Raw genomic sequence first — 16539 nt, 5'->3', positions numbered from 1 at the left:
CCCGGGGCCGCGCCCAACTCGCTTCGTTCGCTACGCTCACTGCACTCAAACAAAGGGGCGCGAAGTCAGTTGTTGAAGCGTGCGGCGCACGCGCCCTGGGCTTCTGCGCTTCTCGGCGGTTTAGAAGGGGAGACCCCAAACAGCCAGCAGCCGAACAGCCAACAGCCAAACCCGCAAGCCGGCTGCCGCCGGCTGTTCCTTCACCCCCCCTTTGAGCCCGCCGAGGAGCACAGGGCCTCAAGGACCGAGCACCGCAGGGCAGCCCGCTGCGAAGCCAAGGGCCGGGCGGTTCGGGGACGACTTTTTGCCTTCTTTTTGGTCGCTCAAAAAGAAGGTCGCCCGCCGGGGCGAACTCCCGGCTGGGCCTTGCCAAAAACCAACCCTCCGACAAACCACACGAAAGATCGGTCATGCCTGAACCACCTCAAGCCGACGGCACCAGAAAGTCCTCGCTGATCCGCGAACCCAGGTCCGCCACCTCGGCCAGGAATCCGTCGAGGAAAGGATGCAGCCCCTCCGCCAGGATCTCGTCGATGCGGCCGAAGGCCAGCTCCGCCTCCAGCCGGCCGGCGCGGCGCAGCGTTTCGCCGGACTGGGCATTGGTCACGCGCTTCAGGTTGGCCAGCATGCGCGTGATGCAGTGCGACAGCGAGCGCGGCATGTCGGGGCGCAGGATCAGCAGCTCGGCGACCTTGTCGGGCTGGATGACGTTGCTGTAGACCCTGCGGTAGATCTCGAAGCCCGACACCGAGCGCAGCACGGCCGACCAGTAGTAGAAGTCCCGCGCGGCGTCGTGCTCACTTTGCGCCTGCTCCTGGCGATAGAACTTCACGTCGAGCAGCCGCGCCGTGTTGTCGGCGCGCTCCAGGAAGGAGCCGATGCGGATGAAGTGGAAGGCCTCGTCCTGCAGCATCGTGCCCACCGTCACGCCGCGCGACAGATGGCTGCGGTATTTGACCCACTCGAACAGCTGGGACGGGTCGCGCGCCAGCGCGCCCTCGCGCAGCAGGCGGCGGAACTCCAGCCAGGTCTGGTTCATCGTCTCCCAGACCTCGGTCGTCAGCGCGCCGCGCACGGCCCGCGCGTTCTCGCGCGCGGCGCGCAGGCAGTTGAAAATGGACGACAAGTTGTTCTCGTCGGCCACCATGAACTCCATGACGTTGCGGCCGTTGATCGCCGAATACTTCGCGCCATAGAGGCCGTTCAGCTCGGAGATGGACACCAGGCTGCGCCAGGTCTGCTCGGACTCGTCGGCCGACTGCGGCTGCAGCGAGGTCTGGTAGGCGATGTCCAGCATCCGCGCGGTGTTTTCGGCCCGTTCGATATAGCGGCTCAGCCAAAACAGGTGGTCAGCAGTCCTAGACAGCATGCTTCGACTCCCTTTCGTTGGCCGAAAACCCCGCGCGCGCTGGCGCGCGCCGCCGTGTTGTGGCTTCGCCCCAAGCGCTTCGCGCTTGACCGGCTCTTTCGATGTAGCGGCTCAGCCAGAAGAGATGGTCAGCGGTTCTTGAAAGCATCGTTCAGTCCTCTCTCAGTCTTCAAGAACCCAGGTGTCCTTGGTCCCGCCGCCCTGGCTGCTGTTGACCACGAGTGAACCTTCCTTCAACGCAACGCGGGTGAGCCCGCCCGGCACCATGCGCACGCTGGACCCCGACAGCACGAAGGGGCGCAGGTCGATGTGACGCGGCGCGATGCCGGCTTCGACATAGGTCGGGCAGGTGGACAGCGACAGCGTCGGCTGCGCGATGTAGTTGCCCGGGTTGGCAATGAGCCGCGCGCGGAAGGCCTCGACCTCGTCCCTGGTGGCCGCCGGCCCGACCAGCATGCCGTAGCCGCCGGCGCCGTGCACCTCTTTCACGACCAGCTCGCTCAGGTGGGCCAGCGTGTAGGCCAGGTCGTCCTTCTCGCGGCAGACATAGGTCGGCACGTTCTGCAGGATGGGCTTCTCGCCGAGGTAGAACTCGACCATCTTCGGCACATAGGGGTAGATGGACTTGTCGTCCGCGATGCCCGTGCCGATCGCGTTGGACAGCGTCACCTTGCCGGCCTTGTAGGCGCCCACCAGGCCGGCGCAGCCGAGCTGCGAATCGGCGCGGAAGACCTGCGGGTCGAGGAAGTCGTCGTCGATGCGGCGGTAGATGACGTCCACGCGCTTAGGCCCGCGCGTCGTGCGCATGTACACAAAGCCGCCGTCGACGAACAGGTCCTGGCCCTCGACCAGCTCCACGCCCATCTGCTGCGCGAGGAAGGCGTGCTCGAAGTAGGCCGAGTTGTACATGCCCGGCGTCATGACGACGACGGTGGGGTCGGCCACGCCGGGCGGCGCGACGCTGCGCAGCGTGTCCAGCAGCAGGTCGGGGTAGTGCGCCACCGGCGCCACGCGGTGCTGGGAGAACAGCTCGGGGAAGAGCCGCATCATCATCTTGCGGTTCTCCAGCATATAGCTCACGCCCGAGGGCACGCGCAGGTTGTCCTCCAGCACGTAGTAGTCGCCCGAGCCGTCGGCATTGCCGGCGCGCACGATGTCGACGCCGGCGATGTGGCTGTAGACATTGCCCGGCACGTCCACGCCCATCATCTCGGGGCGGAACTGCGCGTTCTTGACGATCTCTTCGGCGGGCACGATGCCGGCCTTCAGGATCTCCTGGTCGTGGTAGACGTCGTGGATGAAGCGGTTCAGCGCGGTCACGCGCTGAGCCAGGCCGGCCTGCATGGACGTCCACTCGGACGCCGGGATGACGCGCGGGATCAGGTCGAAGGGAATCAACCGCTCGGTGCCTTCGCCCGCATCCTTGTCGCCGTAGACCGCGAAGGTGATGCCGACGCGGCGGAAGATCAGCTCGGCCTGCTCGCGCCGCTCGCGCATCAGCGACTCGGGCTGGTCCGCCAGCCAGCGGGCATAGGCCGCGTAGTGGGGCCGGGTCTCGCGGCCCGCGGCGTTCATCTCGTCAAAGGCGGTCTGCATCGTCGCTCCTCGTGCCTGCCGGACGACGCAAGTTCCACGCCCAGGTTCGGCAGCGGCTCGTGGTGCGCGAGGCACCGCTTGCGTGCATGCCGCCCGCCGCGCGAGCGCCGAGGCACCAGAGTTATACCCGGCGCCGCGGCGGGTCGGTCAGAAAGGCTTGCCGACCGACACGTAGACCGACCGACGCAGGCCGAACTGCGGCGCGCCGACGCCGATGCCGGAGCCATCGCGCAGCTGGTAGACGCGGTCGAACAGGTTCACGACCGCCAGCCGCGTGTCGAACTTGCCCAGGCCTTGCCCCAGGTCGAAGGTCTTGGCGACCGCCGCGTTCACGCTGGTGTAGGCCGGCAGGTGCCCGGTGTTGGCGAAGCCGCGGCGCAGGCCGCTGCCGAACAGCAGGTCGGAGCTGGCGACCAGGCCGCCGCCGAAGCGGTAGGACAGGCCCGCCGAGCCGCTGAAGCGCTGCTCGTGGTCCAGGTGCACCCAGTGGCTGGCGATGTAGTCCAGCTCGTCCGGGCCGAAATTGAACTGGCCGCTCTCGATGCCCTTGGCGCGCGCATGCGACAGCCCGAGGTTGACGTAGCCGCTCAAGCGCTCGCCCTTGTAGGTGGCCGACAGGTCCAGCCCGTGGATGCGGCCCTGCTCGAAATTGAAGGCCGAGAAGATCAGCGCATTGCCGAACTGGCCTTCGTCCTGCAGATGCCTGACCTTGCGGTAGTAGCCGTCGATGCCGAGCGTCAGCTGCGGCGAGGCCTGGAAGGACAGGCCGGCGTCGAAATAGTCCGAGCGCTCGGAGCGCACCGCGGTGTTGGCGTCCGACGGCAGCGCATTGGTCGTGCCGATGAACTTGGCCACCGACGTGGTGTCGATCTTCTCGGTCGGCGGCGGCGTGAAGTAGCGCGCATAGCCGGCATGCAGGCGCAGCGTCTCGGACGCCTCGTAGACCAGGCCCAGGCGCGGGCTGAACTGCCGCTCGACGACGACGGTGTGCACCTGGTCGTAGCGCAGGCCGTAGTTGATCGTCAGCGGTTTGACGGGCCGCCACTCGTCCTGCAGATAGGCGCTCCACAGGTGGCCGCTGATGCGCGAGTCGTCCTGGATGAAGACCGGCACGCCGCTGCTCTGGTTGCCGTCGGCGTCGGCCGGGAACACCGAGGCGCCGTTGGCCACGTCGACCTTCTCCTGCTGCGCGAACAGGCCGGCGCGCAGCGTGTGGGCCGGGTTGAGCTTGTAGCTGAAGTCGGCCTGCAGGCCGCTGGCGTCGTTGCGGCGCAGGATGTCGGCGGCGATGCCGTTGAACTGCAGGTCGCCGATGGCGTCGGGCCGGTAGTGCACGTCCGTCATGCGGTTGAAGACGGAAAGCTGGTAGTCGACCCGGCTGCCGATGGCGCCCTGGTAGCTCGCGACGACGAAGCGGTTGCTCTCGTTCTGGCGCGCGTCCAGCGCGGCGGAGTCGAGCGGCGCATGGCCGTCGGTCGTGAAGCGGGGCGACTGCCCGGCCAGGTTGGGAATCTGGAAGCGGTTGTTGCTGGTGCCGAACATCAGGCTGACGCGGCTGTCGTCGCCCAGCACATAGGACAGCAGCCCGAAGGACTTGGCCTGCCGCGTCGTGTCGTGCAGCGCGTTGCGCGCGCCGGTCGGGTTCTCGATGCCGACGTCGTTGCGCAGCAGCGAGCCGGTCAGGAAATAGTTCAGCTGGCCTTGCGTGCCGCTCAGCTCCAGCGACGTCTCCACATGGCCACGGCTGCCCAGCGTCAGGCCGACGCTGCCGCCGCGGTCCGGCGTGTCGCCCTTGCTCTGGATGTCCACGACGGCCGCGTTGCGGATGCCGTACTGGGCCGGCAGCGCGCCGGTCAGCACATTGAGGTGGTCCGCGAAGCGCGTCTCCAGCGCCTGGCCGAAGCCGCTGATGGACTCCGGAATGATGACGCCATTGATGCGGTACTGCACATTGGCATGGTCGCCGCGCACATGCAGCTGGCCGTAGGAGTCCTGCACGACGCCGGGCGTCTGCAGCAGCACCTGGTTCAGCGGCGTGCTTTCGCCCAGCGGCAGGTTCTTCAGATCCTGCTTGTCCAGGCGGTAGACGCTGCTGCCGGTGTCGGGCGACAGCGCATTGCGCGCCGCATCCAGGCGCTGGCGCGTGCCGGTGACTTCGACGCGCTGCAGGCTGGACGTGCCGGCATCGGCGGTGGACGGGTCGGCGGGTGCCGCATCGGCGCGGGCGCCGGCGGCAGGAAAAACACAGAGGCAGGCGGCCGCGAGCGGCGCCAGGGCAAAGGAACGCATGGGAGGAACTTCCGCAGGAAAACGCAAACATCCGCGCCGCCAGGGGGCGCGGCAAGGCTGGGATTCAGGCGGAGGCGGGCGGCGCGCGCGCCGGCGGGCGCCAGTCGGCGTCGCGCTCGGCGGCGGCCGCGACGGGCGTGATGCTGCGGGCCTCGACCGCGATGCCGGCCGGCAGCGGGCCGGGCGCGGTCGTCGGCGCACCGCTGGCCAGGTCGGCAGCGGTCAGGCACAGGTCGCAGTGGACGAGATGGGCGATGCCCTCGTCCTGGCGCTCGCCGCTGACGTGGGACAGCGCATGCACTCCCGCCATCGCTTGCGCGATGGGCAGGATCAGGGCCAGCCAGAAAAGCCAGCGTTGGGCGGTGCGACGCAGGTTCACGGCCGCAATCCTAAACTCGGCCTCTTACTGAGCCTGAAGTCACCCTGTCATGAAGCTCATCGACACCATCCTGGCCGACGCGCCACAGATCACGGCCATCCGCCGCGACCTGCACAAGCACCCCGAGCTCTGCTTCCACGAGCAGCGCACCGCCGACGTCATCGCGCAGGCGCTGACCGACTGGGGCATCCCCGTCCACCGCGGCCTGGGCAAGACCGGCGTGGTCGGCATCGTCAAGAACGGCACATCCAGCCGCGCCGTCGGCCTGCGCGCCGACATCGACGCGCTGCCGATGACCGAGCGCAACCAGTTCCCGCACGCCAGCAGCTACCTGGGCCGCATGCATGCCTGCGGCCACGACGGCCACACGGCGATGCTGCTGGCCGCGGCCAAGCACCTGGCCACGCACCGCAACTTCGACGGCACGGTCTATCTCGTCTTCCAGCCCGCCGAGGAAGGCGGCGGCGGCGCGCGCGAGATGATCCGGGACGGCCTGTTCGACAAGTTCCCGATGGAGGCCATGTTCGGCGCCCACAACTGGCCCGGCATGCAGGCCGGCCAGTTCGCGCTGAAGAGCGGGCCGGTGTTCGCCAGCAGCAACGAGTTCAAGATCACGCTCAAGGGCAAGGGCTGCCACGCGGCCATGCCGCATCTGGGTTTCGACCCGGTGCCGGCGGCCTGCCAGCTCGTCACGGCCTTCCAGACCATCGTCAGCCGCAACAAGCGCCCCATCGACCCGGGCGTCATCTCGGTCACGATGATCCATGCCGGCGAGGCCACCAATGTCGTGCCCGACTCGGTCGTGCTGGAGGGCACGGTGCGCACCTTCACGCTGGAGTTGCTGGACCTGCTGGAGCGCCGCATGAAGGCCATGACCGAGCAGCTGGCCGGCGCCTTCGAGCTGACGGCCGAGTTCGAGTTCCACCGCAACTACCCGCCGACGATCAACCACCCCGCCGAGACCGAGTTCGCGCGCCGCGTGCTGACCGACATGGTCGGCGCCGACAATGTGCAGGAGTTCGAGCCCACGATGGGCGCCGAGGATTTCAGCTACTACCTGCTGGAAGAGCCCGGCTGCTATTTCCTGATCGGCAACGGCGACGGCGAACACCGCGCCGGCGGCCACGGCCTGGGGCCCTGCACGCTGCACAACCCGAGCTATGACTTCAACGACGAGCTGATCCCGCTGGGCGGCTCGATGTGGGTCCGCATGGCCGAGACCTGGCTGAACACACCGCGATGAACCACGACCAAATCATCAACGACACCCGCGACTGGGTCGTCAAGGCCGTCATCGGCCTCAACCTCTGCCCGTTCGCCAAGGCCGTCCACGTCAACGAGCGCATCCGCTACGTCGTCAGCGACGCGACCGAGCCCGAGGCGCTGCTGAAGGACCTGGCCCGCGAGCTGCTGGCGCTGAACCGCGCCGACCCCGAGCAGGTCGACACGACGCTGCTCATCCACCCCGGCGTGCTGACCGACTTCCTGGACTTCAACGATTTCCTGGACGCGGCCGACGCCCTCGTCGAGGAGCTCAAGCTCGACGGCATCCTGCAGATCGCCGACTTCCACCCCGACTACCAGTTCGACGGCAGCGCGCCCGACGACATCGCCAACTACAGCAACCGCTCGCCCTACCCGACGCTGCACCTGCTGCGCGAGGAGAGCATCGAGCGGGCCGTCGAGTCGATGCCGGACACGGCCTCCATCTACGAGAACAACCTCGAGACGCTGGACAGGCTGGGCCACGAGGGCTGGGCCGCGCTGGGCCTGAAGGGTGGCAAGGCCGGCTGAGCCGGCCGGCTATTCCTTGACCCAGGACAGGCCGCCGCCCTTCTTCGGCGCATTCGCGCGCGTGCGCAGCACCGCGTCGAAGCCGCTCTTGCCGCCGTTCCAGACCGCCGTCAGCAGGCCGACGACGTCCTCGCGGCTGTAGGCGTCCAGGTCGGTGCGGAACTGCTTGATCGCCGCGGCCAGCATGTCGCGCGGCAGCTCCTGGTGCGTGGCCAGCACGACGAACATCGCGGCATGGAGGTCGGGCCAGGCCGTGCACAGCGCCTGGATGCGCTTCAGCGCCTCGGCCGGCGCGGCGCGGTGGCCGGGCTGCAGCCAGGCCAGCGGGTCGCCGACGCCTTCGTCCAACGCGTCATCGGCCATCGTCTGTCTCCTCGGTGGGCCGGATCTTGATTTCTCACGCAGCCGGACTAGTGTCAATCATTTGTGGCCCTGCCTGGCGCGAAACCCGCAATCTCGTGCAGTCGGGCGCAGATGACTTCCCTCTGACGCGTCGGTCATGCGGCACACTCCGCGGTCGCCCTGAGCCTCTCCGCAGCCATGCAGCCCAAGACCCTCGCCCTGATCGACGACGACGCCGAATACTCGGAGTTCCTGACGCAGTTCCTGTAGGAGCTGCAGGGCATCGCGGTCAGCCGTTTCGACGACAGCAATGCGCTGCTGGCCGCGCCCGAGGCCTTCTCCTTCGACTTCTACCTCGTCGACCTGATGCTGCCCGGCGTCAACGGCGTGGAGCTGATCAAGATCCTGCGCCGCCGCACCGATGCCGGCGTCGTCGTCGTGTCCGGCCGCCTGGGCCCCGAGGTCTTCCGCGAGGTCATCACGGCCGGCGCCGACATGTACCTCGTCAAGCCCGTGCAGTTCGAGCAGGTGGCGCTGGCCATCGCCGCCGTGCAGCGCCGCGTCGCCAAGCCCGCGGCGGCCGACGCGACCTGGAAGCTGGACCGCGCCAGCGGCGAGCTCATCGTGCCCGACGGCACCCGCATCCAGCTCAGCGAGGCCGACCGCCAGCTGCTGGAATGCTTCGCCCAGGCCGGCGGCGAGCCGGTCACGCGCGAGGCGCTGCTGGCCAGGCTGGGCCGCGAGCTGCCGGAAGCCGGCGACGACGACGGCCTGTCGGCCACCATCTACCGCCTGCGCCGCCGCATCGAGCGCGCCACGCCCACGCTGGTGCCGCTGCAGAGCAAGTCGCGCGTGGGCTATGTGTTCCGCGCGCCGCTGCAGCTCGTCTGAAGCCCTCCTTGCCGGCCGCGCTGCGGCTGGGGCCCCGGCAATCGTGATCCGCTAGCCGGCCTGCGGCAGCGTCAGGCGCATCACGGTGCCCAGCGGCCCGCTGCGCAGCAGTTCGGCGCTGCCGCCGTGCAGGTCCATCACGCGGCGCACGATGTAAAGGCCCAGGCCGTGGGTGGCCTCGGTGCCGCCGTGGCCGCGTGCGCCGCGCATGAACAGGCGCGGCAGCAGCTCGCGCGGGATGCCGGGGCCGGCGTCGGCGACTTCGAGCTGCAGCGCCGCCGGCTCGTCGAAGTCCATCACGTGCAGGCTCACCGGGCTCGGGCCCGGGGCGTACTTCAGTGCGTTGGACAGCAGGTTGCGCAGCGCCAGGCGCAGCAGGCTCATGTCCATCAGCGCGGTGCGCGTGGCGGTGTGGCGGTGCACGACGACGCGGTCGCGCTGCTCGCGCGGCAGGTCGGCGATGGTCACGGCGATCAGCGTGTCGATGTCGGTGTCCAGCCGCGCGATGCGTCCGCCGCCGGCCAGCAGGCTGGCCGCGGCCAGCGTGTTGTCGACGCCGGCCAGCACCTGGCCGAGCACGGCCTGGGCGCGGGTCAGCCGCTCCTGCACCTGGCGCTCGCCGCGGCCGGCCAGGCTGGACGTCGCACTCTGCAGCGCCGCGCTGGCGTTGTTCAGCGGCTGGCGCACCTCGTGGGCCAGCACGTCCAGCATCTCGGAGCGCTCGTGCAGCAACTGGTCCAGCTCCTGCACGTGGCGCTCGATCTGGCGGCGCATGCGCTGCTCCTGGGCCAGCTCGGCGCGGTGCCTGAGTTCCTCGGTGATGTCGTCCACCAGGGCCAGCGCACGCAGCGGCTGCCCGGAGGGGGCGAACTCGGCGACGGCGGAGACCAGGGCATCGAGCAGCCGGCCGTCGGCGCAGACCAGCTGCACGGGGCAGTCGTCGACATGGCCGTCGCGCCACAGTACCGGGCGGTAGACGTCGCGCACCTGGCTGCTGGTCTCGGGCGTCATGAAGTCGTCCAGCGGGCGGCCGACGACCTGCTCGCGCCGGTAGCCCAGGCGCTCCAGCCAGCGGTCCGACACGCTGAGCACGCGGCCGTTGGTGTCGACCGAATGCATCAGCGCCGGCGTCGACTCGTACAGCGCGCGCAGGCGCTGGCGGCTGTGCTCCAGCTCGACGGCCGCGCGATGGTGCTCGGTCACGTCCTGGAAGGCGCCGACGAGACGCACCGGCACGCCGTCCTGCAGGTCGACCTGGCCCTGGGCCAGCACCCAGATCTCGCGCCCCGCGGCCGTCCGCAGCGGCAGCTCCAGGCTCCAGGGCCGGCCCTCGCGCATGCCCTGCTCGACGGCGGCCTCGATGGCGTGGCGGGCGTCGGGCCGGTAGTAGCCGAGGGCCTCGTCCAGCGACGGCCGGTGGCCGGGTTCGAGGTCGTGGATGCGGCAGGTCTGGTCGCTCCAGACCAGTTCCATCGTCTGCAGGTCCAGGCTCCAGCCGCCGATGCCGGCTAGGCGGCCGGTGCGGTCCAGCAGGGCCTGGCTTTCGCGCAGCTCGCGCTCGGCCGTCAGCCGCTCGGTGACGTCCTCGACGACGCCGACGAAGCCGCCGTCCGGCAACTGCAGAGGCCGCGCGCGCGCCCACAGCTGGCGCAGCCCGCCGCCGGCCGCGCCGGGGCGCTGCACGCGAAAGCGCATCTCGAAGGGGCGTCCGGCGGCGACGCAGCGCCGCCAGTGGTCGCGCACCGAGTCGCGGTCGTCGGCGTGCAGCGCCGCCAGCCAGCCCTCGCCGAGGCTGGCCTGCGGGCCCAGGCCGTAGATGTGCTGCCAGGCCGCGTTCGCATACACGCACCGTCCTGCCGCGTCGGTCTGCCAGACACCCAGCGGCGCGACCTCGGCCAGCACGCGATAGCGCTGCTCGCCGTCGAGGGCGTCGGCCCGGCTCGCCGCCAGGGCGCGCTCGCGCATCATCAGCGCCTCGGCGGCGGCGCCGGCCAGCCGGGTCAGCGCCTCGCGCTGGGCCTCGTCGAGCTCGCGCGGCCGGTAGTCGACGACGCATAGCGTGCCGGGGTGGCTGCCGTCGTCGAGCCGGATGGGCACGCCGGCATAGAAGCGCAGCGCCGGCTCGGCGAGCACGTCGGGATGGCCGGCAAAGCGTGCATCCAGGCGCGCGTCGCACACCTCGAACAGGCCGTCGGCCAGCAGGGTGTGGGCGCAGAAGCTGAGGCCGCGCGGCGTCTCGTCGCGGCCCAGGCCGACCTTGGCCTTGAACCACTGGCGCTTCGCGTCGATGAGGCCGAGCAGGGCCACCGGCGTCCCGCAGAGCTGGGCCGCCAGCGCGGCCAGGTGCTCGAACAGCGGCTCGGGCTCGGTGTCCATCACGGCCAGCGCGGCCAGGCGCGCGAGGCGGCGTTCTTCGTCAGCGGGCTTGGGCGGAGTCGACATGACGGGGAGCTTATGGCAAACCCGCCGCCCGGCCGCCGCGCGCCTCAGGGCGCGGCCGCGCGGCCCAGGTGGTCCAGCCAGAAGGCCTCGTACTTGCGGTGCCAGGCGGCCGGCTTCACGACGCCGCCCAGCGCGTGCACGCCGTCCGGGTCGAGGAAGAGCTCGACGAGGGGCGCCTTGCCCGACTCCAGCAGCTCGCGGTAGACGTTGACCGTGTCCTGGTAGAGCACATTGGGATCCTGCATGCCGTGCACCAGCAGCAGCGGATGGCGCAGGCCGCGGGCCAGCGGCAGCAGCGAGAAGCGGCGCAGGCTGGGCTTGCTGCGCTCGGTCTGGCCCAGCGTGCGGCCGGAATACCAGCTGTTGTAGTTCTCCCATTCGGTCGGGCCGGCGCCGGCGATGCCGGCGGCGAACAGGTCGGGCCGCGTGTACATCGTGTACTGGGTCTGGAAGCCGCCGAAGCTCCAGCCGTTCAGGCCGATGCGCGCGGGGTCCACGCCGAACCGGCCGGGCAGCAGCTTGACGAGGTCTTCCAGGTCCTCGGCCTGGGGCTCGCCGGGGTGCTCCCAGTTGGCGTCGGAGAACTTGCGGCCGTAGTCGCTGTGGCCACGCGGGTCCACGGCGACCATCACATAGCCATGCTTGGCGGCCATGTACATGCCGAACAGGTAGGCCGTGTTCTGGAAGCTGTCGACCTCGACGATGTGGCGGTCGTTCAGCGGGCCGCCGTAGACGTAGACGACGGCAGGCCGCCTGTCGCCGGCCTGCCAGCCGGCGGGCTTGAAGACATAGCCCTCGATGCGGTCGCCGTGGCGGTTGGCGTAGTGGAAGCGCTCGGGCTGCTGCAGGCCGACGCCGGCCCAGGCCGGGTCGGTGCTGCGGGTCAGCGTTGCGGGCCGGGCCTTGCCGTCCACGGCGATCAGCTTCAGCTCGGGGCGCTGGGCCCAGTTGCCGGCGTTGGCGCCGACCCAGCGGCCGTCCTCCGACGCGGCCGCCGCGCGGTGGTACTCGCCCGCCGCGCCGAGGGCACGCATCTCGCCGCTGGCCATGTCGACGCGGAAGAGGTTCATCGCCGCCGTGTCGCCGGCATTGGCCAGCACGAACATGGCCTTGCTGTCCGCCGTGAAGCCGACGACCTGATGGGCCTCGAACCCGCCCTTCAGCAGCGGGCGCAGCGACCTGGTCGCCACGTCGATCGCCCAGGGCTGGCGCCAGCCGGATTCGTCCAGCACGAGCACCAGCTGCCTGCCGTCGGGCGTGAAGCGCGGCTGCACGACGCTGACCACCTCGTGGCCCACGTCGCCACGGCGCTCCAAGACGACCTCTGGCTTGGCCGATTCGTCCGCCTTGCCCACGTAAACGCGCAGCAGCTCCTTCTCACGCTCCCAGGTCGTGAAGGCGTAGCGGCTGCCGTCGCGCGCCCAGGCCACGTCGCTCATCTCGAACCAGACGTCGCCGCCCGCGTTCGTGAACACCGGCGCGGGCTGCCGGCGCGGCGCCTCGCCGGCGGCCGGCACGGCGCGGATGTAGAGGGCCAGCGGCTTCACGGCGCGCTTGTCGTCCGACACCTCGCGGTCGACCTTCCTGGCGGTGGCCCAGCGCTCGCCGTAGTTCATGATCTCGACCTGGCGCTCCTTGGGCGGCGGCAGGGGCTTGCCGTCGTCGCCCGGCGGGTTCACCGGTGCGCGCGCCAGCAGCGACATCCAGCGGCCGTCCTCGCTGATCGCGGTCTGGTCGATGCGGTATTTCTTCGGTGCCTCGTCCGCGATGACGAGCTCGCGGTTCAGCACCTGCACGCCGGCCTGGTTGAAGCGGGCACGCAGCACGCGGGTCTCGTCCATGTAGACGAAGCCGGCATCGTCGGGCGTGTAGGCCACGATGCGCAGCTCGCGCTGCGTGGCCACCAGCGGCGCGGGCGCCTGGTCGTCGTCCGCCTTCCAGCGGTAGAGGCCGCCGCGGTACTGCAGGATCAGCTCGTCGGCCTTGCGGGCCCAGACGAACCGGGCCACGCCGGGGTAGAGGTCCTCGGGCTTGAGCTTGTCGCGCACGAGCTTCTTCTTCAGCTCGTCGCGCAGCTCCCAGAGCTCTTTCTCCTTGTCGTCCTGCTTGTCGGGCGCCGACGCGGCGGACGCTGGCGCGGCGGCGGGCGCCGGCTTGCCGGCACGCTTCGCGGCCAGCGCGGCCATGGCCTGCTTCTCGGCCTCGGCGTCCGCCTTGTCGGCGGCCTTCTGCGCGTCGTCCCTGGCCTTCTTGTCGGCCAGTTCCTGCTTCACCGTCTCCAGCGCGGCACTCTCCCACTGCGACAGGTCGACCTTGTCGCCGCGCAGATAGGCCTGCTGGGCCTCTTCCCTGGCCTGGCGCTCGGCCCATTCGGTGTTGCGCTGCTTCAGCTTCCTGTCGAAGCGCTGCTGGTCCTCGGGCGCGTCGAAGGCGGCCAGCAGCTGTGGCGACGTGACGCGCCGGGTCTTGCCGGTCCGGGTGTCGTGCACCCAGAGGTCGGTGCCGGGCTCGCCGACGGGGTTCCACAGATACGCCAGGTAGCGGCCGCTGCGGCTGAAGGCGGCGTCCTTGGCATCCACGCCGCGGTAGGGCTGGGCGCGGAAGATCTGTTCGAGGGTCGGGACGGCGGCGGCAGCCGGCGCGGTCTGCGCCTGCAGCGGCGTCAGCGCCGCAAAGGCCAGCGCAAGGGCCAGGCTGCCGGCGGCAGCGAAGGTCACGGGCTTCAAGGGGATCTCCTGAATGGCCCCCTGGGGTCAGGGGCGGCGCATTCTAGGAAGCGTGAGGGCCTGCTCCATTGGTCACGGTGGTGGCTGGATCGGGCTGCCTTTGCACCGAACCAAGGGGTTCAGCGAGAGCGGCGCCCCGTCCTCCGCCGGCCCGTGCCGCTGGCTGCGAGCGCCAGCGCCAGCAGCCACCACGCCGACATCGCGCCGCCGCCGCTGCCCGACCCGCCCGCCGACCCGCCCGTCGCGGCGGCGGCCGTCGTCACCGTGATCGTCTGCGTCTGGCTCGCCTGCGCACCGGCGCTGTCGGTCAGCGTCAGCTGCACGGTGAAGCTGCCGGCCGCACGGGTCGTCACGGTCGCGGTCGAGCCCGTCGTGCTGCCGCTGAAGGCCGCGCTGCCGCTGGTGATGCTCCATTGGTAGCCCGTCAGCGTGCGCCCGGCCGGTGCGCTGGAGCCGCTGCTGTCGAGGCCGACGTTGTTGCCGGCCACCACCGTCGTCGCCGACGGGCTGATGCTGGCCGTCGGCCCCAGGGCCGTCACGGTGACGGTCGTGCTGGCGCTGCTGGTCTGGCCCAGCGAGTCGGTCACGGTCAGCGTGACGACGACGCTGCCGCTGCTGCTGCCCAGCGTCGACAGCGTCGCCGTCGCTGCGTTGGTCGCCGTCGTGAAGCTGGCCAGGTTGGACGGGCTGGCGCTGACGCTCCACTGGTAGCCGGCGATGGCGAAGCCCGTCGCGGCCTGGCTGCTGCCGCCATCGAGGCTGACCGCAGTGCCGGCGGACACGGCGCTGGCCGAGGCGACGATGCCGACGGTCGGCGCGGCCGGGGCCGTGACGGCGATGGCCTGCGTGCGCGAGGCCTGCAGGCCCGTGCTGTCGGTCACCGTCAGCTGCACGGTGACGCTGCCGATGCCGGTCGTCTTCAGGCTGGCCGTGGCCGCATTCGTCGCACCGCTGAGGCTGGCGATGGCGCTGCCGCTCGTGATCGTCCATTGCCAGCCGGTGATGCTGCGCGTGCCCGGCGCCGTCGAGCCGCTGCCGTCCAGGCTCAGCGTCGTGCCGGCCGTGACCGTCGTCGCGCTGGCAGTGATGGCGGCCGTCGGCGTCGCGCCATTGGCCGCGGCGGCGACGGCGGCGCCCACGTCCAGCAGGCCGGCGCCGCAGGTGGAGGTGGTGCAGTAGCACTCGTCCTGCGCGACCGTCGTGGGCGCCGTGCAGAGGGGCACGCTGCTGCCCTGGGGTTGCGTGGGGAAGCTGCGCGCCGTCGACTGCAGCAGCGACTTGATCTGCGCCGGCTTCAGCGCCGGGTTGACGGACAGCATCAGCGCCGCCGCGCCCGCGACCATGGGCGTCGCGAAGCTGGTGCCGACCGAGTAGCTGCTGCTGTTGCTGTAGGTGTAGCCGCTGCTGCTGGCCGTCGTCGTGCCGGTGTTGGTAGCGGTCAGGATGGGGTAGAGGCAGGCGCCGGTCGAGTTGACGCAGTTGCCGCCGGGCGCGGCGATGGCGACCTCGGGGCCGATGCTGGAGAAGCCGACCTTGGTGCCGACATGGCGCACGCCGGCCACGGCGATGACGCCGGCGCAGTTGGCCGGCACGCCGACGGCCAGGCCCTCGTCGTTGCCGGCCGCGGCGACGATGGTGACGCCGGCCGCCGTGATCTGGTTGATGGCATCCCGATAGGCCGCGCTGCAGGTTCCGCTGCCGCCCAGGCTCAGGTTGATGACCTTGGCCGGGTTGGGGTTGGCGATCGGCACGCTGGACACGCCCGCGGCCCAGAGCATGGCGGCGATGATGTCCGAGTCCGACCCGCCGCATTTGCCGAGCACGCGCACCGGCAGCACCATGACGTTGTAGCCCACCGAGGCCATGCCGATGCCGTTGTTGGTCTGGGCGCCGATGATGCTGGCCGTCTGCGTGCCATGCCAGCTGCTGCTGGTGGCGGCCTCGCCGCTGCCGCACTGGCCGGCCGTCGTCCAGTCGCCGGGGTCGGTCGGGTCGGCGTCGCGGCCGTCGCCGTCGCCCGCGATGCTGGTCGACGAGATGAAGTCGTAGCCGGCCAGCAGCTTGTTCGCCAGGTCGGGGTGGGCGAACAGCACGCCGGTGTCGACGTCGGCGACGACGAGGCTGGCGGAGCCCATCGTCAGGGCCCAGGCGCCGACCGCGTTGATGGCCGACACCAGCGTCGCGTCGGCGGGCTGCAGATACCACTGGCCGGCGGCGAGGGCCGCGCCGGCGCTGGCGGGCAGCAGCGGGTCGTTGGGCAGCGCGAGCGCGTGGCGGCGCTCGTCGGGCACGGCGTATTCGACGTCGGCGTCCTTGGCGAGCCTGGCGGCCAGCGCGGCCGAGCTCAGCGTCCTGTCGCCGTGCAGGGACTGGCTGCGCGCGTCGATCATGCGGCCGTCGGCAAGCGCCAGGCCGTGGCGGGCCGCGAGCGTGGCGGCCTGCTGCGGGCCGCGGTCGCCGCGCTCGCGGGCGGCACGCATCAGCGGGCCCAGGGCCTTGAACTTGACGATGACGCGGGCGCCGTCGGCATCGTCCGTGGCGGCTCGGGCGGCCTGGACGGGCAGGGCGCCCAAGGCCAGCAGGGCCAGCGCGGCAAGGACGATTCGGGTGGCGAAGGCAGGCACGCGAGGCTCCGGGGCTGAGGCGCCGCCATCCTCGTTGCCGGGCGTTTCCCGCGTGCTGCCGTTTTGTATCGGTGCCGAAATATGAAG

Annotated in this window: 12 protein-coding genes; 3 read left to right on the top strand and 9 right to left on the bottom strand. The window is 70.6% G+C overall.

Annotated features, from left to right (window positions below):
* Nucleotides 1–424: 424 nt before the first annotated feature.
* From NYP07_RS15175 to NYP07_RS15160, 5 genes are all read right to left on the bottom strand, one after another.
* Complete coding sequence (locus tag NYP07_RS15175; RefSeq protein ID WP_268151821.1) at nucleotides 425–1369, bottom strand: alpha-E domain-containing protein; 945 nt, start codon at nucleotides 1367–1369, stop codon at nucleotides 425–427.
* Nucleotides 1359–1517 carry an alpha-E domain-containing protein gene (locus tag NYP07_RS24140; RefSeq protein ID WP_378989806.1) on the bottom strand — a complete coding sequence of 53 codons (159 nt, stop codon included), beginning with the start codon at nucleotides 1515–1517 and terminating at the stop codon, nucleotides 1359–1361. The genes NYP07_RS15175 and NYP07_RS24140 overlap by 11 nt, the downstream gene beginning before the upstream one ends.
* A gap of 14 nt (nucleotides 1518–1531) precedes the next feature.
* The gene (locus NYP07_RS15170) at nucleotides 1532–2965 is read right to left on the bottom strand and encodes a circularly permuted type 2 ATP-grasp protein (RefSeq protein WP_268151820.1); all 1434 of its coding nucleotides are present in this window, start codon (nucleotides 2963–2965) and stop codon (nucleotides 1532–1534) included.
* Nucleotides 2966–3112: 147 nt separating this feature from the next.
* A complete protein-coding gene (locus NYP07_RS15165; RefSeq protein ID WP_268151819.1) occupies nucleotides 3113–5254 on the bottom strand; it encodes a TonB-dependent receptor in 2142 nt (713 codons plus the stop codon).
* A 64-nt stretch (nucleotides 5255–5318) separates the two neighbouring features.
* Nucleotides 5319–5633 (bottom strand): hypothetical protein, encoded by a 315-nt coding sequence (locus NYP07_RS15160; RefSeq protein ID WP_268151818.1) that lies wholly within the window; start codon nucleotides 5631–5633, stop codon nucleotides 5319–5321.
* A 49-nt stretch (nucleotides 5634–5682) separates the two neighbouring features.
* Between NYP07_RS15160 and NYP07_RS15155 the strand changes: the two genes are divergently transcribed.
* Both NYP07_RS15155 and NYP07_RS15150 read left to right on the top strand, forming a co-directional pair.
* Entirely contained in the window at nucleotides 5683–6876 is a 1194-nt protein-coding gene (locus NYP07_RS15155; protein WP_268151817.1) for a M20 aminoacylase family protein, read from the top strand.
* Complete coding sequence (locus tag NYP07_RS15150) at nucleotides 6873–7427, top strand: DUF1415 domain-containing protein (RefSeq protein ID WP_268151816.1); 555 nt, start codon at nucleotides 6873–6875, stop codon at nucleotides 7425–7427. Before NYP07_RS15155 ends, NYP07_RS15150 begins: the two co-directional genes overlap by 4 nt.
* A 9-nt stretch (nucleotides 7428–7436) precedes the next feature.
* Here the strand turns inward: NYP07_RS15150 and NYP07_RS15145 are convergent, their stop codons facing one another.
* Nucleotides 7437–7790 carry a hypothetical protein gene (locus NYP07_RS15145; protein ID WP_268151815.1) on the bottom strand — a complete coding sequence of 118 codons (354 nt, stop codon included), beginning with the start codon at nucleotides 7788–7790 and terminating at the stop codon, nucleotides 7437–7439.
* 252 nt (nucleotides 7791–8042) lie between these two features.
* On the opposite strand from NYP07_RS15145, the gene NYP07_RS15140 reads away from it, so the two are divergent.
* Nucleotides 8043–8660, top strand: coding sequence for a response regulator transcription factor (locus NYP07_RS15140; protein ID WP_276597364.1), 618 nt, complete (start codon nucleotides 8043–8045; stop codon nucleotides 8658–8660).
* A gap of 51 nt (nucleotides 8661–8711) precedes the next feature.
* Here the strand turns inward: NYP07_RS15140 and NYP07_RS15135 are convergent, their stop codons facing one another.
* The 3 genes from NYP07_RS15135 to NYP07_RS15125 all read right to left on the bottom strand — a co-directional run bounded on the left by NYP07_RS15135 (nucleotide 8712) and on the right by NYP07_RS15125 (nucleotide 16452).
* On the bottom strand, nucleotides 8712–11102 hold the full coding sequence (locus NYP07_RS15135) for a sensor histidine kinase (RefSeq protein ID WP_268151814.1): 2391 nt from the start codon (nucleotides 11100–11102) through the stop codon (nucleotides 8712–8714).
* A 44-nt stretch (nucleotides 11103–11146) separates the two neighbouring features.
* Nucleotides 11147–13819 carry a S9 family peptidase gene (locus NYP07_RS15130; protein ID WP_268151949.1) on the bottom strand — a complete coding sequence of 891 codons (2673 nt, stop codon included), beginning with the start codon at nucleotides 13817–13819 and terminating at the stop codon, nucleotides 11147–11149.
* Nucleotides 13820–13947: 128 nt separating this feature from the next.
* Nucleotides 13948–16452 carry a S8 family peptidase gene (locus NYP07_RS15125; protein ID WP_268151813.1) on the bottom strand — a complete coding sequence of 835 codons (2505 nt, stop codon included), beginning with the start codon at nucleotides 16450–16452 and terminating at the stop codon, nucleotides 13948–13950.
* Between the last annotated feature and the right edge of the window lie 87 nt (nucleotides 16453–16539).

The organism is Pelomonas aquatica (assembly GCF_026712205.1).
GTDB classification, from domain to species: Bacteria; Pseudomonadota; Gammaproteobacteria; order Burkholderiales; family Burkholderiaceae_C; genus Pelomonas; species Pelomonas aquatica.
Note: the sequence above shows the minus strand (reverse complement) of the source record. Positions and strands in the feature narration are given on the sequence as shown.